We start from the raw sequence: 21,433 nt of genomic DNA, 5'->3' as shown, positions 1-21,433 counted from the left end.
CGCGCCTCCGCTCGCTAGCGTCGTCGGATGAGCACCGACCCCTGGCCCCTGTTCTCGCTGGAGCTGCGCACGCCGCGGCTCGAGCTGCATCCGGTCCGCGACGCCGACCTCGGCCCTCTCGCCGAGGCAGCCCTCGCGGGCGTGCACGAGAGCGGCCGCTCGCCGTTCCCCTCCCCCTGGGCCGAGGCGCCGGCGGAGCGCCTGCCCGGCGAGCTCGCCCGCTTCCACTGGTCGCAGCGCGCGCAGACGACGCGGGAGTCGTGGCGCGTCGCGTTCGCCGTGGTCGAGGACGGCCGGGTCGTCGGCTGCCAGGACGTGGTCGCCGAGTCCTTCGCCGCCACCCGCACCCTGACCTCGGGCTCGTGGCTCACCCGCTCGGCGCAGGGCCGCGGCCTCGGGCAGGAGATGCGCGCCGCCGTCCTCCTCCTCGCCTTCGACCACCTCGGAGCCGAGGTCGCCGAGAGCGCCGCTCTCGCCTGGAACACCCGCTCGATCCGGGTCTCGGAGGCCCTCGGCTACCGGCCGAACGGGACGCACCGGATCGTCGGTCCGGACGGTATGTCGGTCGAGGAGCTGCGGTTCCGCGTCACACCGGAGACCCTGGTGCGGCCGGAATGGACGCTGGAGGCCTCGGGGATCGACGCAGCACGAGCGGTCCTCGTCCAGGACCCGCTCGGTCCGCCCTCCCCCGTCTGATTCACCAGAACATCGTGCCCGGCGAGCCCTTGAACGGACCGACCACGCGCGAGGTGATCCAGCCGCCGTAGAAGTCGCCCGGCTGCGGCTGGACCGCCTCGCCGTCGACCGTGCAGGAGTCCATCCGGCCGGGGTAGAGGGCGACGGTGTCGACGAGGGCCTCGAACCCGGCCATCGGCTCGGGGTACGTCCAGCCCGCCGCCTCCGCGACCGCTCCTCCTCCCCCGCGCAGGGTCAGGTAGGAGGCCGCGCCCTTGAACTCGCAGATGCTGCGGCCGGGCGCGGGCTCGAGCGCCCCGGGCGCGAACGAGGACACGGGGAGGTAGTAGACGGGAGGGTGGCTCGTCTCGAGGACGCGGAGAGCGTCGCGGGTCTCGGCGACGACGACGCCGCCCAGCCGCACGACCACGTGCTCGGCGGTGGTCTCGACCCTCGGGGGTCGCGGGTAGTCCCAGACGGATTCCTGGCCCTCGGCGGGCGGCACGCGCTTCATCCCGCTCACGCTACGCGGCGGGGAGCGGTGCTCCGGCGCCTCCCAGAGGATGCCCGGGCGGACGCCGCGGCTCCGCAGATCCCCGCCGCCGGGACGCGCGAGGGCCCCGGTCGCGTAACGTCGTCCCTGCGGCGGAACCCCGAGCCCGCGCGCAGAAGGAATCCAGAGTGCCCACCGAATGCATCCACGGCCTCGACATCGCGCTCTGCGACGTCTGCACCCCGAAGAAGCTCCCCGAGCAGGTCGGCCGTGCCACCCGCGCCCCCGCGCGCGTGCCCGGGACCTCCCGTGCGGCCACCGCCCGTGCCGCCGCCCGCGGCACGGCGCGCGAGAAGCCCCTGCCGAAGGTCGACATCGCCACGCAGCGGATCTACCACGTCACCCACCTCGACAACCTCGAGGCGATCGTCGCCGCCGGCGCGATCCTGGCGGACCAGCAGCTCCAGGAGCGCCCCGCGATCGACGTCAGCGCCGAGACCACCCGCGAGCACCGCCGTGCCGTGCAGGTGAAGGACGGCGTCAGCGTCGCCGGCTTCGTGCCCTTCTTCCTCTCCCCCGACGCCGCCCTCTGGGCCGACCTGCGCGGCGAGCGGGTCGCTCCGCACTGGTCGCCGAGCGCCCACGAGACCACCGCTTCCCAGTACGTCGTCCTGGTGGGCTCGCTCGCCTCCGCCCCGGTCCTGAGCGACGGCGACGCCTCCCACGTCCTCACGCGCTTCACCGAGGGCGACGCGCTCGTGCGCACCTTCGCGCGCCTCCTGGTCGACGAGCCGGCCCTGCGCAGCGCCGAGGCGCTCGTGCCCGAGCGCTTCCCGCTCGAGGGCGTCGCGACGGTCGGCGTGGCGTCGGTCGCCGCCCGCAACCGCGTCAAGGCTCTCTTCGAGGGCATCGACGCCTCTCCCCGCGTCGCCGTCTACCCGCCGTGGTTCCACCCGGTGGCCGAGGAGGAGTGACCCGGCGCTAGTCGGCCTCGAGGAGGTCGAGGCGGTCGGCCAGGTACCTGCGCAGCGGCATCAGTCCCTGCTCGCTCAGACCGGGCGCCCAGCGCACGAGCACCTCGGAGCCGCGCAGTGCCAGCGGCTCCTGGCCCGACTCGAGCGCTGCGGCGTCGAGTGCGAGGCGCCGCCAGCCGTAGTTGACGATCTCGCCCTCCTGGAACGGACCGTCGAAGGCGGCGCGCCGGATCTCGCGGCGCGCCTCCTGCGACTCGGACTGGTTGTTGGCGTGCAGCGGAGCGACGGCACGCGTGACAGAGCCCGTCGCGAGGAGCTCTCCCTCGCGTCCGAGGAGGAGCACGCCGAGGCGCCACGCGCGGGTCACCGGCGCCATCACCGGCTTGCGGTGGAAGCCGAGGATCGCGCGCGGCGTCCGCAGCTCGGCGACGGCCTGGTCGGCGATGCCGCGGGCGTCGAGCTCGGCGGAGACCTCGCGCAGGAGCGCAGCCAGATCGGCAGCGGCCTGCTCGGCCCCGGGTGCTGCGGGCATCGCTCCTCCTCGGCTCGTCCCGCCAGCCTACGGGCGCGGTGTGCACCGGCCACCCTGCTCCGCACCGCTAGCATCGCCTGACGACACCGAGGAGGACGAGCGATGCGCGTCATCATGATGGGCCCGCCCGGCGTGGGCAAGGGCACCCAGGCGGCCGTGCTGTCGCGCGAGCTGGGGGTGCCGGCGATCTCCACCGGCGATCTGTTCCGCGCGCACGTCGCCGACGGCACCGACCTCGGACGGCGTCTGCGGGCGCTCGTGGAGGCCGGCGAGTACGTGCCGGACGAGCTGACGAACGCCCTGGTCGCCGAGCGCATCGCCGAGGAGGACGCCCGGGACGGGTTCATCCTCGACGGCTACCCGCGCACGCTCGCCCAGGTGGACGCGCTGGCGGAGCTCCTCGAGGAGCGGGGTACACCGCTCTCGTGCGTCGTGCTGCTGACGGCCGACGTGGACGTGGTCGTCGAACGGCTGCACGTGCGGGCGCAGGAGCAGGACCGCGCCGACGACGACCCCGAGGTGGTGCGGAACCGGATCGAGGTCTACGAGCGCGAGACGGCTCCTCTGGCGGAGGTCTACGACGAGCGCGAGCTCCTGGTGCGGATCGACGGCTCCGCCTCGCAGGACGAGGTCGCCGCGAGGATCATCGCGGCGTGCCGGCCCGAGTGAGCCGACCCGCCGCGACGCGGGGTCAGATCGCCGAGGCGAGGACCTCGTCGAGCTTGGCCGAGGCCTCCTCGTCGGTGCCCTTCAGGGCGAGCGAGAGCTCCGACACGAGGATCTGACGCGCCTTGAGGAGCATCCGCTTCTCGCCGGCCGAGACGCCGCCCGCCTGCTCGCGGCGCCACAGGTCGCGGACGACCTCGCTGACGCGGTACACGCTGCCGCTGGCCATCTTCTCCTGGTTGGCCTTGAAGCGGCGGGACCAGTTGCTGGCCTCCTCCGCGACGTCGCTGCGCAGGACGTCGTAGACCGCCTGGACTCCGGCGTCGTCGATGATCTCGCGGACGCCGACGAGCTCGGCGTTCTCGACGGGGAGGGTGATGGTGAGCTCGCTGGTGTGCACGTTCATCGTCATGAACGTCTTCTCGACGCCCTTGACCGAGCGCTTCTCGAGCCCGGTGATCGTCACCGCTCCGTGGTGCGGGTAGACCAGGGTCTCGCCGACCTCGAATGTCATCATGTCGTGCCTTTCGTCGTGGGGCGTGGTGGGAGTGAGGAGTCCAGGGGGCGCAGCGGCGCAGCGGCGAGCCAGGCCGGGAGCAGCGCGACGAGGTGCTCGACCAGCTCCTCGTCGGTACCGTCGAGGGAGCCGGCGAGCCAGGCGCCGACCACGGAGAGGACGCCGCCGGCCGCGAAGACCGCGGTGAGCTCGGGGTCGACCGCTGCGGGGACGTCGACCCGGGCGAGCACCTCGCGGTGCAGGGCGAGCGCCGTGTCGAGCACGGCGTCGTCGGAGGCGACCCGGGCGGAGGCCCGCGCGCGGAGCCGGGCATGGAAGGCGTGGCGGTCGACCAGCCGCTCGACGAGCCGCGAGTAGCCGCGCTGCAGGGCGTCGGCTCCGGAGCGGTCGGCGGGATCGCCCTCGGCGACGTCGGCGACCACGAAGTCCTGGCGGAGCAGCGCGGAGGCGACTCCCGCCGCGTCGTCGAAGTGGGCGTAGAACGAGCTGCGGCTGATCCCGGCCTCGCGCACGATGTCGCTCACCGCGATGCCCTCGGCCCTCTCGCCGTCGCTCTGCATGACGAGCCGCTCGACCGCGTCGAACACGCGGCGGCGGGTGCGCCGGGCTCGCGGATCGGCGGAGCCGAGCGCCGAGGGGGACTCCGCCGCGGGCACGGAGGCGAGGCGGGCGGGAGTCATCGACGTCAGTCTACCACTTCCCGGACAGGTGTACGGGAAGAGCGTCAGGCGCCGGTGCGAACCTGGTCGAGGCCGGCGATGCGGTCGATCGCGGCCTGCTCGCTCGGCGAGACCCGGCCGAGATACCGGCCCAGGAACACGAACAGCAGGCGGTTCGCCGTGATCGCGGGCCACCACGGGCGCCGGAGGCCTAGGAGCCTCCGCACCTCGGGGCTGAGCGAGGCGACCGCGCCGGCGAACAGCAGCGGGTAGACCACGCCCGCCTCGCCCGGCAGCCGGATGTCGCGGAGGAACCCGACCGCCTCGTGCACGCGTGCGTCGGGCTTGAGCTCGCCCGCGAATCCGGCGAGCTGCGCGCGGAGCTCCGCGACGCTCTCGGGCGGATCCTGCACTCCGAGCAGCCGGCCGGAGGCGGCCCACTCGCGCACGTAGGCGTCGGGGCCGCCGGGGATCCGTCCGCCCCAGATCTCGTGGGCGGCGAGGAACGCGTCGGTGAAGGCGTCGTGCACCCAGAGCAGCAGGCGGGGGTCCTGCGCCGAGTAGGAGCGCTCACGCCCGCCGGCGTCCTCGTAGGAGCCGACGATCCGCTCGTGCACGCCGGTCACCCAGCGCGCCGCTCCGCTCGCCGCGGCGGTGTCGCCGAAGCTGGTGGTCAGGACCCAGCGGACCGTGTTGTCGAGGCGGCCCATCGGGTCCTCGCGGTAGCGGGAGTGGTCGTGCACACCGGCCATCGCTCCGGCATGGAGGGTCTGCATGAGCAGAGCCCGCACTCCGGCGATCATCGTGGGCAGGCCGCCGTTGACCGCCCAGACCGCGCTGCCCGGTCCGAAGAGCCCGGCGTCGTCGCCCTTCTCGAGGGCGACGATCCAGTCGGCGCGGGGGCGGGGGCGGCGGCGTCTCATCCGCTCAGTGTGCGCTCGGATCCTGGGCCGCGGCTGGCCGTTCTGTCACCCTTCGTGGGGCCGTGGTCACTCGGCCAGCAGTTCGCGGACGTCGTCGGCCGACAGCGCCCGGGCGAAGAGCTCGCCCTCGTCGAGCACCGCCGTGCTGAGGCGGCCCTTGCGCTCCTGGAGGCGCACGATCTTCTCCTCGATCGTGTCCGTCGCCACCAGCCGGTACACGTTCACCCGCCGCTCCTGGCCGATGCGGTGCGCGCGGTCGACGGCCTGCGCCTCGGCCGCCGGGTTCCACCACGGGTCGAGGATGAAGACGTGGTCGGCCTCGGTGAGGGTGAGCCCGGTGCCGCCCGCCTTCAGGCTGATCAGGAAGACGGGCGCGGCTCCCGAGCGGAACTCCTCGATCACTCCCGCGCGGTCCCGCGTGGAGCCGTCGAGCTGCACGAACGGGATGCCGCGCCGACGCAGCCGCTCCCCCGCCCGCTCCAGGTACGAGGTGAAGGTGCTGAAGACGAGGGCCCGACGGCCTTCCGCGATCACGTCGTCGAGCTGCTCGACGAGCACGTCGAGCTTCGCGGACGGGACGTGCCGGTAGGCCGGGTCGACCAGGGACGCGTCGAGCGCGAGCAGGCGCAGGAGGGTGAGCGATCGGAACACCGTGAAGCGCTGCCGGTCGAGGTCGTCGACCAGGCCCAGGAGCTTCCGCCGCTCGCGCTGGAGGTAGCCGTCGTAGAGCACCCTGTGGGCGGGCGTCAGCGCGACCTCGATCGTCTGCTCCTGCTTCTCGGGGAGCTCCGGCGCCACCGCCTCCTTGGTGCGGCGGAGCAGGAACGGACGCAGTCGCCGGCGCAGTCTCTCGAGGCGGCGGCGCGCGCCCTCGGTGTGGCTGACGGTCCGTCCCTCGGACAGATCGGGCGAACCGATGCCGACGGGCGCCTCCGCGTGCAGGATCGGCCGGGTGTACTCCTCGCGGAAGCGGCGCAGCGGCGGCAGGAGCCCGGGCGCCACCAGGGCGAGGACCGCCCAGAGCTCGTCGAGCGAGTTCTCCAGCGGTGTGCCGGTGAGCGCGAGCGTGACGGGCGCGCCGACCCCGCGGGCGGCCCGGTGCGTCTGTGAGGCGGGGTTCTTGACGAACTGGGCCTCGTCGAGGATCAGCGCCGACCACGTCCTCGACGCCCAGCGCTCGCCGCCGAGGCGCAGGACCGCGTAGCTGGTGAGGACCACGTCCGCGTCGCCCGGGATCGCGTCGAGCGCGCCCTCCCGCGAGCTCGCGACGACGTGGACGCGCAGGGCGGGCGCGAAGCGCTCGGCCTCCGAGCGCCAGCCCGGCACGACCGAGGTGGGGGCGACCACGAGGAACGGCGCGCGGCGGATCCCGGCGCGGCCCGCCTCCTCGACCGCGTCGAGCATCATGGCCAGCGCCTGCAGGGTCTTGCCGAGGCCCATGTCGTCGGCCAGGATCCCGCCGAGCCCGTGACGGAGGCGGTGCACGAGCCAGGCGTAGCCCGCCCGCTGGTACGGACGCAGCCGGGCGGTCAGGCCCTCCGGCGGCTCCACGTCCTCCGGCGACCCGGCGGCCAGCGCGGAGTCGAGCACGGCGCGCCACGCGTCGGAGGGGACGCTCTCGTCGGCGAGCTCCTCCAGCTCGTTCCACAGCCCGGCCTGGTGCCGGCCGAGCCGCGGTCCCGTCTCCCACTCCTCGAGCTCGTCCGCCCGGGTCAGCAGCTCCCGGAGCCGGTCGAGGCCGGGGTGCGCGAGCGAGAGGTAGGAGTGGTCGACCAGGCGGATGCGGTCGCCGCCCGCGGCCAGAGCGCGGAAGAGGGGCAGGAACGGCACGGTCGCGTCGCCGATGGTCACGACGACGCCGAGGTCGAACCAGTCGGCGCTCTCGGTGTCGACCGCGGTGATGGTGAGCGTGAGCGGTCCGGTCAGCAGGCGGTAGTCCGGGGCCGCGCCCTCGCGCTCGATCCGGACCCCGCCGATCCCCTCCAGCTGCGGGAGCTGCTCCACCACGAACACCGCCGCCTCGGCCCCGCGCAGGACCGCGCTCGTCCCCGGCTCCGGCACGAGAGCGGACCCGGCCTCGCCGAGCACCGAGCGCACCCGGCGGAGCACCGCGCGCTCGAGAGCCGCGTCGGCCGTGCCGTCGAGTTCGCCCGCGCGATCGGGCGAGCGGCGCCAGTGCCAGCCCACCCTGACGGCGCGCCGCGGCTCGAACGAGACCGTGCAGACCAGGCGCGGGGGCTCCGGATCGTCCAGGACGAGGTCGACGCCCTCCTCGCGCACCGCGACGCGGCCGCGGAGGGCGGGGAGGTGCTCGCCGACGAACTCGGGCACGTCCTCCGCCGGGACCTCCGTCTCCTCGGGGTGGTCGAGGAGCCGCAGCTCCTCGTCGTCGAAGGGCAGGGACGCGGGCGCGAGCAGGAGCGAGGACGGATCGCCGCCCTCGACCGCGTAGACGCCGTGCCGGGCGACCGGACGCGCCGACTCGGGCGCGTGCTCCGCGCCGTCGATCCGCAGGACGGGCCGCAGCCGGAGCGCTCCCTCCTCCGCCGAGACCGTCACCGCCACATGCGCGGGACCGGCGAGACGGACCGCGCCCTTCTCCGGGGCGAGCAGCGGGATCCCGGCGGCCTGCGCCTGCTCGAGCAGCCGCCAGAGCAGTGGGCTCTCGTAGTCGTCGAGGTGGATCCAGTCGGGGTCCTGCCCGAGGTGGACGGTGCGCGTGGCGCGGTGCAGAGCCGCGAACTCGGCGAACCAGCGCTGGTGAGCGGGGTCGAGCGAGAGCCGGTGGGTCTGGAAGTTCAGCGACTTCCAGGTGAGGGTGGTGCGGTTCCAGGCGCCCCCGCGCCCACGGACGGCGGGGCGGGTGGCCAGACGGTGGTCGCGGCGCTCGTCGGGGTCGTAGGTCTTCGCCGTGACGCGCTCGCTCGCCGGCGCCCGCCACGGATCGTCGGCCCGGCGCACCAGCCGGCGCAGCTCGAACTGCAGCCCGATCGGAGTGAGGACGGTCGGCGACTCGGCCTCGGCGGATCCGCTGAGCTCGCCGACGCGGGCGCGCCAGGAGGAGGGGGTCGACTCGGGAGGCACCGCCCCATGCTGCCACGCGCCGCCGACACCCCCGCCCGCACCGCGTGACGGGCAGAATCGGAGGATGACCAGCAGCGACTCCCCCGCGCCCACCGTCCTCACCCTCGGCAGCGAGAGCCTGCGCCTCGCCCTGACGACCGCCGGGGCCGAGATGACGTCCCTCCGCGACGACGAGGGCCGCGAGTACCTGTGGCAGGCCGGCCCGGAGTGGCGCCGGCACGCTCCCGTCCTGTTCCCGATCATCGGGCGCCTCCCCGGCGACACGCTGCACCACGACGGCGCGGACCACCGGATGGGGCAGCACGGCTTCGCGCGGGACCGGGTCTTCGAGCTCGCGGGCGTCTCGGCGGACGAGGCGGTGTTCCGGCTCCGGAGCGACGACGCCACGCGCGCGGTGTTCCCCTTCGACTGGACGCTCCTCATCGCCTACGCCGTGACCGGCGCCTCGCTCCGGATCACCCAGACCGTCGAGAACAGGGGTCCCTCTCCGCTGGGCTTCTCGCTCGGCAACCACCCGGCCTTCGCGCTGCCGCTGCCCGAGGGCCGCGGCGAGCACCGCATCCGCTTCGCGCAGCCCGAGCCGGAGGGGTACCGCCGCGCTCCGGAGAACCTGCTGCTCGAGGCGCGCCACCCGGCGCCGCTCGAGGACGGGGTCCTGACAGTGGACGACGCGCACTTCGAGGAGGGCGTGATGATCTTCGACGAGCCGCGCCGGCGGACCCTCCGGCTCGAGGCCGACGGCGCCGCCCGCGCGATCGTCGTCGACACCGGGGACTTCGACGTGGTCGGCGTGTGGAAGCCCGTCGGGGCCCCGTTCGTCTGCCTCGAGCCGTGGCGGAGCGTCCCGACCCCCGAGGGCTGGGACGGCGACATCGTCGACAAGCCGCGCCAGGTCGTCCTCGAGCCGGGCGGCCGACGGTCGCTGTCCTACAGCATCGCGCTGAGCTGAACGTCCGCGCGCTGGATCTGCGCGTCGAGCAGCTCGAAGCGGCGGATGATCAGCCCCTCGCGGGTGGCCCAGGGGCAGATCACCAGCGTCTCGATGCCGAGGGCGTCCATGGCCGCCTCCGCGACGAGAGCGCCCGCGAGCAGCTGCGGAGCCCGCAGAGCGGAGACGCCGGGCAGCGCTGAGCGATCGGCCGCGCCGATCGCGGCGAGGCGGGCGGACCACAGCCGGAGGTCGACCAGGTGCAGCTCGCGGCGCACCAGCGGACCGGCGGCGCTCGGAGCGGCGCCGGTGATCCGCGCCAGAGACCGGAAGGTCTTCGACGTGCCTGCGACCAGGTCGGGGCGCCCCAGGGCGAGGAAGCCGCGGACGGGCTCCGCGAGCACCTCGCGGGCGTGACGCCGGGCGGCCTTCACGCTCGTGGCCGAGGCGGGATCGCCGACCAGCAGGTCCCGCGTCACCCGCCCCGCTCCGAGCGGGACCGACACGGCGAGCTCGGGCACCTCGTCCACGCCCATCGAGAGCTCGAACGAGCCGCCGCCGATGTCGAGGTCCAGGATCGAGCCCGCGCCCCAGCCGAACCAGCGGCGCACGGCGAGGAAGGTGGCCGACGCCTCGGCCTCGCCGCCGAGCTCCTGGAGGTGCACGCCCGTCTCGGCGCGGACCCGGTCGAGGACCGCCGCGCCGTTGCCGGCCTCGCGGATCGCCGAGGTCGCGAACGCCAGCAGGTCCTCCGCGCGGTGCTCGCGGGCGACCTCGGCGGCCTCGGTCACGAACGCGATCAGCTCGCGCTGGCCACGCTCGGTGATCTCCCCCGCCTCATCGAGGTGCGCCACGAGAGCGAGGCTCCGCTTGTGCGAGCGGTAGGGCACCGGGCGGGCGCCGGGGTGCGCGTCGACGAGGAGCAGGTGGACCGTGTTGGAGCCGATGTCGAGCACGCCGAGTCGCATGGGTCCACGGTATCCGCCCGCGGAGGCGCGTCCCGCCACGCGGACCGCCGGGGAACGCCGGAGGGCCCGGCCGCTCGCGCGACCGGGCCCTCCGGGGGTGCTGGACTCAGTGGTCCCAGTTCTCGGCCCTGTCGGCCGAGCTGGACGAGCCGACGATGTGCACCCGCATGTCGTTCGTCGTGCCGGCGCGCCCGGGGGGCGATCCGGAGACGACGACCACGGTCTCGCCCGCCTGGGCGAGGCCCTCGCGGAGCAGCACCGCGTCCACCTGCGCGAACATCGCGTCGGTGTGGTTGACGCGCGGCGTGACGAAGGACTGGACGCCCCAGTTCAGCGCCATGCGGCGCCGGACGGCGGGCTCGGGGGTGAAGCCGATGATCGGGATGCCGTGGCGCAGGCGCGTCATGCGGCGGACCGAGTCGCCCGACTCCGTGAACACGCAGAGGAACTTCGCCTCGACGAACTCCGCGACCTCGGCGGCGGCCAGCGTGACGGATCCGCCCTGGGTGCGGGGCTTGCTCCCCAGCGGGGGGATGCGCTCCAGGCCGTGCTCCTCGGTGGACTCGACGATGCGGGCCATGGTCTGCACGGTGACGACGGGCCAGGCTCCGACGCTGGTCTCGCCCGAGAGCATGACCGCGTCCGCGCCGTCGAGGATGGCGTTCGCGACGTCCGAGGCCTCGGCCCGCGTGGGGCGGGGGCTCTCGATCATCGACTCGAGCATCTGGGTCGCGACGATGACCGGCTTCGCCCAGCGGCGGGCGAGCTCGACGGCGTGCTTCTGCACGATCGGCACCGCCTCGAGGGGCAGCTCGACGCCGAGGTCGCCGCGGGCGACCATGATGCCGTCGAAGACGTCGATGATCTCCTGCAGGTTGTCGACCGCCTGCGGCTTCTCGATCTTGGCGATGACGGGAGCCTTGCGGCCCTCCTCCGCCATGATCTCGTGCACGCGCTCGATGTCGCTGGCGTTGCGCACGAAGGAGAGGGCGATGATGTCGGCGCCGAGGCGGATCGCCCAGCGGAGGTCGTCCTCGTCCTTCTGGGAGAGGGCGGGGACGTTGACCGCGACACCGGGCAGGTTGATGCCCTTGTTGTTCGAGACGTTGCCGGGGACGACGACCTCGGTGACGACCCGGGGGCCCTCGACGGCGGTGACGCGGACAGCGACCTTGCCGTCGTCGATGAGGAGCATGTCGCCCGGGTTCACGTCGTCCGGGAGGCCCTTGAACGTGGTGCCCGAGAGCTCGCGCGTGCCGAGGACGTCCTCGGTGGTGATGGTGAAGACGTCGCCCTCGGCGAGGGCGTACGGGCCGCCCTCGAACTTGCCGAGGCGGATCTTCGGACCCTGCAGGTCGACGAGGATCGCGACCGCGCGCCCGGCGTCGTCCGCGGCCTTCCGCACGATGCGGTAGATGCCTTCGTGGACGTCGTAGCTTCCGTGACTGAGGTTCATGCGGGCCACGTCCACGCCGGCGTCGATGATCGCACGAATGGTCTCGTACGACGACGTTGCCGGGCCGAGGGTGGCGACGATTTTCGCTCGTCTCATTGAGGGGGTGCTCCGTTGTTCTGCGCCCGGAGGCGCGTCGTTAGCGGGGAGGGTGAGCTGATTGCTGGCGGGCCGAGACTATCGCGTCCCGGGGACTAGAGCGTGAAGCCCCGGTCGTTGGGGCCGACCGGCGCCGGCAGCTGGGTCGTGCCCTCGAGGTAGCGGTCGACCTCGGCCGCGACGGAGCGGCCCTCCGCGATCGCCCAGACGATCAGGGACTGGCCGCGCCCGGCGTCGCCGGCCACGAAGACGCCGGGGACGTTGGTCTCGAAGGCGTCGCCGCGCGCGACGTTGCCGCGCTCGGTGAAGGGGACGTCGAGCTGGCGGCCGAGGTGGTCCGCCTCCGGGCCGGTGAAGCCGAGGGCGAGCAGGACCAGGTCGGCCGGGATCTCGCGCTCGGTGCCCGCCTTGGGGACGCGGCGCCCGTCGAGGTACTCGGTCTCGGCCACGCGCACCGCGCGGACCTCGCCGCCCTCGTTCGCGAGGAACTCCACGGTCGACGCGAGGAACATCCGCTCCCCGCCCTCCTCGTGGGCGCTCGAGACCTCGAACACGGTCGGGTCCATCGGCCAGGGCTGGCTGTCCGGGCGCTGCGACGGCGGCTGCTGCCCGATCGCCAGGTTCGTGACCGACGCGGCCTTCTGGCGGTGGGCGGTGCCGATGCAGTCCGCTCCGGTGTCTCCTCCGCCCAGGACGACGACGTGCTTGCCCTCGGCCGAGATCTGCTCGAAGACGCGGTCGCCCGCGATCGCGCGGTTCGACTGCACGAGGTACTCCATGGCGAAGTGCACGCCGTCGAGGTCGCGACCCGGGATCGGCAGGTCGCGCGGTACGAGAGCACCGGTGGCGACCACGACCGCGTCGTAGCGCGCCCGCAGGTCGTCCCAGGTGATGTCGGAGCCGATGTCGACGCCCGCGCGGAACCGGGTGCCCTCGGCCTTCATCTGGTTCAGGCGGAGCTCGAGGTGCTTCTTCTCCATCTTGAAGTCCGGGATCCCGTAGCGCAGGAGACCGCCGATGCGGTCGTCGCGCTCGTAGACCGCGACGGTGTGCCCGGCGCGGGTGAGCTGCTGAGCTGCGGCGAGCCCCGCCGGGCCGGAGCCGACGACCGCGACGGTCTTGCCGGTCAGGCGCTCCGGCGGGTGCGGCTGCACCCAGTCGTTGCCGAAGGCCTGATCGATGATCGAGACCTCGATCTGCTTGATCGTGACAGCGGGCTGATTGATGCCGAGCACGCAGGACGACTCGCACGGCGCCGGGCAGAGCCGGCCCGTGAACTCCGGGAAGTTGTTCGTCGCGTGCAGGCGCTCGATCGCCTGGCGGCCCTCGCCACGCCACATCAGGTCGTTCCACTCGGGGATCAGGTTCCCCAGCGGGCAGCCCTTGTGGCAGAACGGGATGCCGCAGTCCATGCAGCGGCCCGCCTGCCGGCGCAGCACGGCGGAGTCGCCCTGCTCGTAGACCTCTTTCCAGTCCATCAGGCGGACGGACACGGGACGCCGCTTGGGCAGCTCCCGGTCCTGCACCTTCAGGAACCCCTTGGGATCAGCCACCGGTCACCTCCAGAATCCGTCCCCAGACGACGTCGCCGTCCGGGTCGAGCCCCTCCTCCACAGCGGATGCGCGCGTCGCGAGCACCGCGGCGAAGTCGCGGGGCAGTACCTTGACGAAACGCGAGACCGTTCCGTCGAAATCGTCGAGCATCCCCTGGGCCAGGGTCGACTCGGTCTCCGCGACGTGCCGCTCGAGCAGGTCGCGAAGGATCTCCACGTCGGCGCTGCCGAGCTCGGAGAGGGTCAGCTCGCCGGAGGCGATCGCGTCGCGGTTCACGAGCTCGCGGCGCAGGCCGTGGATGTAGGCCGTGCCGCCCGACATGCCGGCGCCGAGGTTCCGCCCGGTCTCGCCGAGGATCACCGCCAGGCCGCCGGTCATGTACTCGAGCGCGTGGTCGCCCACTCCCTCGACCACCGCGGTGGCGCCGGAGTTGCGGACCAGGAAGCGCTCGCCGACCATCCCGCGGATGAACATCGTGCCCTGGGTCGCCCCGTAGCCGATCACATTGCCCGCGATCACGTTCGTCGAGGCGTCGAAGGTGCTGCGGCGGTCCGGCCGCACCACGATCTGGCCGCCCGAGAGGCCCTTGCCGACGTAGTCGTTGGAGTCGCCCTCGAGCCGCAGCGTGATGCCGGCGGGGAGGAACGCTCCGAGCGACTGCCCGGCCGAGCCGCGGAGCGATACGACGATGGAGTCGGCCGGCAGGCCGTTCTCGCCGAAGCGGACGGTGACCTCGTGGCCGAGCATGGTGCCGACGGCGCGCTCGGTGTTCTTGATCTCGCGCTCGATCCGCACGGTGCCGCGGTGGTCGAGCACGTTCGCCGCGAGGCGGATCAGCTCGTTGTCGAAGTGGTGCTCGAGCTCGTGCTCCTGCGCGCGGCCGTGGCGGCGCGGCTCCTCCGCCGTGAAGACCGGTCCGACGAGGATCGGCGTCAGGTCGAGCCCGCTCGCCTTCCAGTGCTCGATCGCCTGGTCGACGTCGAGCAGCTCGCGGTGTCCGACGATCTCGTCGACGCTCCGGAAGCCGAGCTGCGCGAGGTACTCGCGCACCTCCTGGGCGATGAACTCGAAGAAGTTGACGACGAACTCCGGCTTTCCGGAGAACCGCTGGCGCAGCTCCGGGTTCTGCGTCGCGACGCCCACCGGGCAGGTGTCGAGGTGGCAGACGCGCATCATGATGCAGCCCTCGACGATCAGCGGGGCCGTCGCGAAGCCGAACTCCTCGGCCCCGAGCAGCGCGCCGATGACGACGTCGCGACCGGTCTTCATCTGGCCGTCGACCTGCACGACCACGCGATCGCGCATGCCGTTGAGCATCAGCGTCTGCTGGGTCTCGGCCAGGCCGAGCTCCCAGGGCGTGCCCGCGTGCTTGAGCGAGTTCACCGGGCTCGCGCCGGTGCCGCCGTCGTGACCCGAGACGAGGATCACGTCGGCGAGGGCCTTCGCGGTGCCGGCGGCGACCGCTCCGATGCCCGACTGGCTGACCAGCTTCGCGTGGATGCGCGCCGACGGGTTCGCCCGCTTGAGGTCGAAGATCAGCTGCTTGAGGTCCTCGATCGAGTAGATGTCGTGGTGCGGCGGCGGCGAGATCAGGCCGACGCCGGCGGTCGCGTGCCGGGTGCGCGCGATCCACGGGTACACCTTCGTCGGCGGCAGCTGACCGCCCTCGCCGGGCTTGGCGCCCTGGGCGAGCTTGATCTGGATGTCGTCGGCGTGGGTGAGGTACATGCTCGTGACGCCGAAGCGGCCCGAGGCGACCTGCTTGATCGCGGAGCGGCGCTCCGGGTCGAGCAGCCGCTCGGTGTCCTCGCCGCCCTCGCCCGTGTTCGACTTGGCGCCGAGGCGGTTCATCGCGATGGCGAGCGTCTCGTGCGCCTCCGGCGAGATGGAGCCGTAGCTCATCGCGCCCGTCGAGAAGCGCTTGACGATCGCCTCGACCGGCTCGACCTCGTCGATCGGGATCGGCGTGCGCCCCGCGGTGTCGAGCTTGAACATGCCGCGGAGGGTCATCAGCGAGCTCGCCTGGTCGTCGACCATCTTCGTGTACTCGCGGAAGACGTCGTAGCGGCGGTTGCGCGTCGAGTGCTGCAGGCGGAACACCGTGTCCGGGTTGAACAGGTGCGGGGCGCCGTCGCGGCGCCACTGGTACTCGCCGCCGACCGCCAGGCGCTCATGCGCGACGATCGCGCCGTCCTCGGGGTACGCGGCGCGGTGACGCGCGGCGTTCTCCTCGGCGACGACGTCGATGCCGATGCCGCCGAGCTTCGAGACGGTGCCGGTGAAGTACTGGTCGACGAACGCCTGGCTGAGGCCGACGGCCTCGAAGGTCTGCGCCCCGGCGTAGCTCGACACGGTGGAGATGCCCATCTTGGACATGATCTTCAGCACGCCCTTGCCGAGCGCCTTGATCACGTTCTTCACGGCCTTCTCCGGCGAGACGTCCGACAGCATGCCGCTGCGGACGAGGTCCTCGCAGGTCTCCATCGCCAGGTACGGGTTGACCGCGGAGGCGCCGTAGCCGATGAGCGTCGCCACATGGTGCACCTCGCGGACGTCGCCCGCCTCGACCACGAGCCCCACTCGCATCCGGTTCTCGGTGCGGATGAGGTGGTGGTGCACGGCGGCGAGCATCAGCAGCGAGGGGATCGGCGCGAGGTCCTTGGTGGAGTCGCGGTCCGAGAGCACCAGGAACTGCGCTCCCGCGGCGATGGCCTCGTCGGCCTCATCGCACATCTCGTCGATGCGGTCCTGCATCGCGCGGGGTCCCGCGTCGACGCGGTAGAGGCCGCGGATCGTCGTGGTGATGTGGCTCAGCGGGCGCGGCGCGATGTGCTGGATCTTCGCGAGCTCGTCGTTGTCGATGACCGGGAAGTCGAGGACGACCTGGCGCGCGTGCTCGGCACCGGCGGTCAGCAGGTTGCGCTCGGGGCCGAGGCCCAGGCGGAGCGAGGTCACGACCTCCTCGCGGATCGAGTCCAGCGGCGGGTTCGTCACCTGCGCGAAGGCCTGCGTGAAGTAGTCGAAGAGCAGGCGGGGGCGCTTGGACAGGACGGCCACGGGGGTGTCCGAGCCCATCGCTCCGAGCGGCTCCGCACCGGCGCGCGCCATCGGCAGCAGGAGGAGGCGGACCTCCTCCTCGGTGTAGCCGAAGGTGCGCTGGCGGCGGTTGACCGAGGCGGGCGTGTGCACGATGTGCTCGCGCTCGGGGAGGTCCTTGAGGTTGATGCGGCCCTTCTCGAGCCACTCCTCGAACGGACCGGAGGCGGCGAGCTGCCCCTTGATCTCCTCGTCCTCGACGATGCGGCCCTGCTCGGTGTCGACCAGGAACATGCGGCCGGGCTGCAGGCGTCCCTTGCGGACCACCTTCGCGGGGTCGATGTCGAGCACGCCGATCTCGCTGGCGAGCACCACGAGCCCGTCGTCGGTGACGACGTAGCGGCCGGGTCGGAGCCCGTTGCGGTCGAGGGTGGCGCCGACGAGCTCGCCGTCGGTGAAGACGATCGCGGCCGGGCCGTCCCACGGCTCCATGAGCATCGAGTGGTACTCGTAGAACGCGCGGCGCTTCGGGTCGAGCGCGCCGTCCTGGTTCTCCCAGGCCTCCGGCACCATCATCATGATCGCGTGCGGGAGCGACCGGCCGGCCAGATTGAGCAGCTCGACGGTCTCGTCGAACGAGGCGGAGTCGCTGCGGCCGGGCGAGACGATCGGGAACAGCGGGGCCAGGTCGCCCAGCTCGCGGCTCTTCAGCTGCGACTGGCGCGCGCGCATCCAGTTGCGGTTGCCCTGCACCGTGTTGATCTCGCCGTTGTGCGCGATCATCCGGAACGGCTGAGCGAGCGGCCACGAGGGGAAGGTGTTGGTGGAGTACCGGGAGTGCACCAGCGCGAGCTTCGACGCGAAGCGCTCGTCGGACAGGTCCGGGTAGAACGGCTCCAGCTGGAGCGTCGTCACCATGCCCTTGTAGACGAGCGTGCGGCTCGAGAGCGACATGAAGTAGACCTCGAGCTCGCGCTCGACGCGCTTGCGCAGGCGGAAGGTCAGGCGGTCGAGGCGCACGGAGGAGAGGGGCGTGCCGCTCTCGTCGGTCAGCTCGCTCCGGATGAACAGCTGCTCGATCGCCGGCATGGCGGCCCGGGCGAGCGTGCCGATCTCGTCGGGCTGCACGGGCACGGACCGCCAGCCGACCACGGCGAGGTTCTCCTCGCGGGCGATGTCGGCGATCGTCGACTTGACCCGCTCGCGCTCGAACACGTCCACCGGGAGGAAGGCGTTGCCCACCGCGTACTGGCCCAGCGGCGGGAGCTCGAAGGGAGCGACCGCGCGGAGGAACTCGTCCGGGATCTGCGTGATGATCCCCGCGCCGTCGCCCGTTCCCGCGTCGGAGCCGACGGCGCCGCGGTGCTCGAGGTTGCGCAGCGCGTTCAGCGCGGCGTCGATGATGTCGTGGCCGGCGGTGCCGCGCATGGTGGCGACCATCGCGAGACCGCACGCGTCCTTCTCGGCGGCCGGGTCGTACATCCCCTGCGCCGGCGGCATGCCCAGGAAGGGCACGGCGCGGGCCGGGGTCGAGGGCTGGGCGGAGGCCATGGGAACCGTCCTCACGGGGGTGATGGCTGATCGGGACGTCGCTGGCCCGCGGTGGTGAAGGAGGAGCGGCTCCCCGATCGGGAGGGCCGCAGGGTTCTGCCGTGGCGCGAGCGTCGCGCGCCGCCGGCGGTGCCTGCACGACGACCCGCCTGCGGCAGCGCTCGTGGCTGCGCCGCGATGGGGCGGTCGTGGAGGTGTCGGGCACCCGGGAGGCGGTCGCGGAGGCTCCGCGACCTCCGTCAGGTGCGGGAGACCGTCGGCTTCTCGGCGTCGGTGCCGGAAGCAGGGGTGGTGGTGTCGTCGGAGTCGGACTCGACGTCCTCGAATTCTACCGCAGCCGGGGCGGGCGTCCACTCGCGACCCGGCCGGTAGGCCGAGGGCTCGGCGCCCGGGTGCTCGCGCTTCTGGATCACCACGAGGACCAGGCCGATGACCACGGCGATGAGCGCGGCCCAGACGTTGGTGCGGATGCCCCAGAAGAACTCGCTCGGGTCGATCCGGATGGATTCGAACCAGACGCGGCCGATCCCGTACCAGATCAGGTAGGCGGCGAAGACGGTGCCCCACTGCAGCTTGAGACGGCGCTCGAGCAGGAGGATGACCGCGATGCCGACGACGTTCCAGAGGATCTCGTAGAGGAAGGTCGGGTGGAAGAGCGTGCCCGCCGGGAGGCCGACGGGGAAGGCCGGGTTGGTGGTCTCGATCTCGAGGCCCCAGGGCAGGGTCGTGGGCAGGCCGAAGAGCTCGTGGTTGAACCAGTTGCCCAGGCGCCCGAGCGCCTGAGCGGCGAGCATGCCGGGGGCGAGGGCGTCGGCGAAGGTCCAGAAGCGCACTCCTGTCCAGCGGCAGCCGATGAACGCGCCGACCGCGCCTCCGATGAGCCCGCCGAAGATGGCGTTGCCGCCGTTCCAGATGCGGACGACCTCCCACGGGTCGGCGCCGTCGTAGAAGTAGTCGCCGGGGTGGGTGAGCACGTGGTAGGCGCGGGCGCCGACGATGCCGAGCGGCACCGCCCAGATGATGATGTCGAGCACGACCCACGGCTCCGCGCCGCGGCGCTTGAGGCGCTGGTTCGTCATGATCGTCGCCACGATGATCCCCGCGAGGATGCAGAGCGCGTAGGTGTGGATCGCGAGCGTGAAGGTGCCGATCGTGAGGTCGTACTGACTCCACGCGTCGGGGGGGCTCGGAATGCTCAGCGGTACGGACACCGGTACTCGACCTTTCGAAGGAGGGGGTCCCCCGGGCACGGCTCGGCCGCGCCCCGGTGGGCATCCCGATTGTAGCGGGAGGGTGTCAGCGCGCGGAGCGCAGGCGGGTGCCCTCGGCGAGGCCGCGGGAGGTCTCGGCGACCGCGTCGACCCCGCCGGACGCCAGCGCCCGCACCAGGGCGGATCCGACGATGGCGCCGTCCGCGTAGGCGAGGATCTCGGCGACCTGCTCGCCGGTCGAGATGCCCAGGCCGACGCACGCGCTCTCGGAGCCGGCGGCGCGGAGGCGGTCGACCAGGGTGCGGGCCGCGGAGTCGACATCGGTGCGCGCGCCGGTGATGCCCATCGTCGAGACCGCGTAGACGAATCCACGGCTCGAGTCGACGGCCTGGCGCAGGCGCGTGTCCGTCGAGGACGGTGCCGCGAGGAACACGCGGTCGAGTCCGAGCCGCTCGGAGACGGCGAGCCACTCGGCGCCCTCGTCCGGGATCAGGTCGGGCGTGATGAGGCCGGACCCGCCGGCCTCGGCCAGATCGGTGGCGAAGCGCTCGACCCCGTACTGCAGGACGGGGTTGTAGTAGGTCATCACCAGGACCGGCACGTCGACGCGCGCCCGGATCTCGCGGACGGCCTCGAAGCCGTGGCGGAGGCGGAAGCCGCCCGCGATGGCGGCCTGGGTCGCCTCCTGGATGACGGGTCCGTCCATCACCGGATCGGAGTAGGGCAGACCGAGCTCGATCGCGTCGACGCCGTTCTCGGCCATGGCCACGGCGGCGTCGATGCTGGTCGGCAGGTCGGGGAAGCCGACGGGGAGGTAGCCGATCAGGGCGCCCGCCGCCTCCTCGTTCCGGCGCCGGACGGTCTCGGCGACGCTCGGTCCGCGGCCGCTCACGACTGCACCGCGCCCTGGTCCATGAGGCCGAAGTAGTGCGCAGCGGTCGTCATGTCCTTGTCGCCGCGGCCCGAGAGGTTGACCAGGATGGTGGCCTCGGGGCCGAGCTCGCGCCCGAGCTCCAGCGTGCCGGCCAGCGCGTGCGCGGACTCGATCGCCGGGATGATCCCCTCGGTGCGGCTGAGCAGCATGAGCGCGTCCATCGCGGCCGAGTCGGTGACCGCGCGGTAATCGGCGCGGCCGATGCTCGAGAGCCACGCGTGCTCCGGGCCGATGCCCGGGTAGTCGAGGCCGGCCGAGATCGAGTGCGACTCGACGGTCTGGCCGTCCTCGTCCTGGAGGAGGAAGCTGCGGGCGCCGTGCAGGACGCCGGGGCGGCCCTTGCTGATGGTCGCCGCGTGGCGGGGGGTCTCGATCCCGTCGCCGCCGGCCTCGAAGCCGACGAGGCGGACCTCGGGGTCATCGAGGAAGGCGTGGAAGATCCCCATCGCGTTGGAGCCGCCGCCGACGCAGGCGGTGACCGCGGTGGGCAGCGAGCCGGTGAGCTCGAGGACCTGCTCGCGCGCCTCCTCGCCGATGATCTTCTGGAAGTCCCGGACGAGGGCCGGGAACGGGTGCGGGCCGGCGACGGTGCCGAAGATGTAGTTCGTGGTGCCCACGTTCGTCACCCAGTCGCGCATCGCGTCGTTGATCGCGTCCTTGAGGGTGCGCGAGCCGGTCGTCACGGGGATCACCTCGGCGCCGAGCAGGCGCATGCGGGCGACGTTGAGGGCCTGGCGCTCGGTGTCGACCTCGCCCATGTAGACCACGCAGTCGAGGCCGAACAGGGCGGCGGCCGTGGCGGTCGCGACGCCGTGCTGGCCCGCTCCCGTCTCGGCGATGACGCGGGTCTTGCCGATCCGCTTGGTGAGCAGCGCCTGGCCCAGCACGTTGTTGATCTTGTGCGAGCCGGTGTGGTTGAGGTCCTCGCGCTTGAGGATGATCCGCGCACCGCCGGCGTGCTCGGCGAACCGCGGCACCTCGGTGATGATCGACGGACGACCGGTGTAGCTGCGGTGCAGCTCCATCAGTTCTGCCGCGAACGCGGGATCGACCTTCGTGCGCTCGTACTCGGCGCTCAGCTCGTCGAGGGCCTCGACGAGGGACTCGGGGACGTAGCGTCCGCCGAACTCGCCGAAGTAGGGGCCGAGTTCATCCCGGAGTGCCATGGGGGTACCG

The 21,433-nt window shown here is 72.7% G+C and carries 17 protein-coding genes; 4 read left to right on the top strand and 13 right to left on the bottom strand.

The window, feature by feature from the left end:
* The first annotated feature begins 27 nt into the window (after positions 1-27).
* A complete protein-coding gene (locus tag C5C33_RS06655; protein ID WP_104260731.1) occupies positions 28-696 on the top strand; it encodes a GNAT family N-acetyltransferase in 669 nt (222 codons plus the stop codon).
* Position 697: 1 nt separating this feature from the next.
* On the opposite strand, the gene C5C33_RS06650 is transcribed toward C5C33_RS06655, so the two are convergent.
* The gene (locus C5C33_RS06650) at positions 698-1,189 is read right to left on the bottom strand and encodes a DUF427 domain-containing protein (protein WP_104257829.1); all 492 of its coding nucleotides are present in this window, start codon (positions 1,187-1,189) and stop codon (positions 698-700) included.
* A gap of 167 nt (positions 1,190-1,356) precedes the next feature.
* Here C5C33_RS06650 and C5C33_RS06645 point away from each other — a divergent pair, with 167 nt between their 5' ends.
* Positions 1,357-2,142, top strand: coding sequence for a DarT ssDNA thymidine ADP-ribosyltransferase family protein (locus C5C33_RS06645; protein ID WP_146085752.1), 786 nt, complete (start codon positions 1,357-1,359; stop codon positions 2,140-2,142).
* 7 nt (positions 2,143-2,149) lie between these two features.
* On the opposite strand, the gene C5C33_RS06640 is transcribed toward C5C33_RS06645, so the two are convergent.
* Complete coding sequence (locus tag C5C33_RS06640) at positions 2,150-2,674, bottom strand: hypothetical protein (protein WP_104260729.1); 525 nt, start codon at positions 2,672-2,674, stop codon at positions 2,150-2,152.
* A gap of 102 nt (positions 2,675-2,776) precedes the next feature.
* On the opposite strand from C5C33_RS06640, the gene C5C33_RS06635 reads away from it, so the two are divergent.
* Positions 2,777-3,343, top strand: coding sequence for an adenylate kinase (locus C5C33_RS06635; protein WP_104260728.1), 567 nt, complete (start codon positions 2,777-2,779; stop codon positions 3,341-3,343).
* 22 nt (positions 3,344-3,365) lie between these two features.
* On the opposite strand, the gene C5C33_RS06630 is transcribed toward C5C33_RS06635, so the two are convergent.
* The 4 genes from C5C33_RS06630 to C5C33_RS06615 form a co-directional block, all read right to left on the bottom strand.
* On the bottom strand, positions 3,366-3,854 hold the full coding sequence (locus tag C5C33_RS06630; RefSeq protein WP_068257183.1) for a CarD family transcriptional regulator: 489 nt from the start codon (positions 3,852-3,854) through the stop codon (positions 3,366-3,368).
* Entirely contained in the window at positions 3,854-4,537 is a 684-nt protein-coding gene (locus C5C33_RS06625) for a TetR/AcrR family transcriptional regulator (protein ID WP_104260727.1), read from the bottom strand. Before C5C33_RS06625 ends, C5C33_RS06630 begins: the two co-directional genes overlap by 1 nt.
* A 44-nt stretch (positions 4,538-4,581) precedes the next feature.
* Entirely contained in the window at positions 4,582-5,439 is an 858-nt protein-coding gene (locus C5C33_RS06620; RefSeq protein WP_104260726.1) for an oxygenase MpaB family protein, read from the bottom strand.
* 66 nt (positions 5,440-5,505) lie between these two features.
* Positions 5,506-8,523, bottom strand: a complete 3,018-nt coding sequence (locus C5C33_RS06615; protein ID WP_104260746.1) for a DEAD/DEAH box helicase — start codon at positions 8,521-8,523, stop codon at positions 5,506-5,508.
* A gap of 64 nt (positions 8,524-8,587) precedes the next feature.
* On the opposite strand from C5C33_RS06615, the gene C5C33_RS06610 reads away from it, so the two are divergent.
* Positions 8,588-9,472 carry an aldose 1-epimerase family protein gene (locus C5C33_RS06610; RefSeq protein ID WP_104260725.1) on the top strand — a complete coding sequence of 295 codons (885 nt, stop codon included), beginning with the start codon at positions 8,588-8,590 and terminating at the stop codon, positions 9,470-9,472.
* Here the strand turns inward: C5C33_RS06610 and C5C33_RS06605 are convergent.
* The 7 genes from C5C33_RS06605 to trpB all read right to left on the bottom strand — a co-directional run bounded on the left by C5C33_RS06605 (position 9,451) and on the right by trpB (position 21,423).
* The gene (locus tag C5C33_RS06605; RefSeq protein WP_104246791.1) at positions 9,451-10,419 is read right to left on the bottom strand and encodes an exopolyphosphatase; all 969 of its coding nucleotides are present in this window, start codon (positions 10,417-10,419) and stop codon (positions 9,451-9,453) included. The two genes, C5C33_RS06610 and C5C33_RS06605, sit on opposite strands and share 22 nt — an antisense overlap.
* Before the next feature lie 106 nt (positions 10,420-10,525).
* The gene (gene pyk / locus C5C33_RS06600; protein ID WP_104221869.1) at positions 10,526-11,971 is read right to left on the bottom strand and encodes a pyruvate kinase; all 1,446 of its coding nucleotides are present in this window, start codon (positions 11,969-11,971) and stop codon (positions 10,526-10,528) included.
* A gap of 95 nt (positions 11,972-12,066) precedes the next feature.
* Positions 12,067-13,524, bottom strand: coding sequence for a glutamate synthase subunit beta (locus C5C33_RS06595; protein WP_104260724.1), 1,458 nt, complete (start codon positions 13,522-13,524; stop codon positions 12,067-12,069).
* Positions 13,517-18,112, bottom strand: coding sequence for a glutamate synthase large subunit (gltB, locus tag C5C33_RS06590; RefSeq protein WP_104221865.1), 4,596 nt, complete (start codon positions 18,110-18,112; stop codon positions 13,517-13,519). Before gltB ends, C5C33_RS06595 begins: the two co-directional genes overlap by 8 nt.
* A 239-nt stretch (positions 18,113-18,351) precedes the next feature.
* Positions 18,352-19,323, bottom strand: coding sequence for a prolipoprotein diacylglyceryl transferase (gene lgt / locus C5C33_RS06585; RefSeq protein WP_258059820.1), 972 nt, complete (start codon positions 19,321-19,323; stop codon positions 18,352-18,354).
* Between the two features lie 85 nt (positions 19,324-19,408).
* Positions 19,409-20,215, bottom strand: a complete 807-nt coding sequence (gene trpA / locus C5C33_RS06580) for a tryptophan synthase subunit alpha (protein WP_104232657.1) — start codon at positions 20,213-20,215, stop codon at positions 19,409-19,411.
* The gene (gene trpB, locus C5C33_RS06575; protein WP_104225310.1) at positions 20,212-21,423 is read right to left on the bottom strand and encodes a tryptophan synthase subunit beta; all 1,212 of its coding nucleotides are present in this window, start codon (positions 21,421-21,423) and stop codon (positions 20,212-20,214) included. Before trpB ends, trpA begins: the two co-directional genes overlap by 4 nt.
* Positions 21,424-21,433: the final 10 nt, after the last annotated feature.

It is taken from the genome of Rathayibacter sp. AY1H3, from assembly GCF_002932015.1.
The sequence above is the reverse complement of the archived record's forward strand: the minus strand, read 5'-3'. Positions and strand labels throughout refer to the sequence as shown.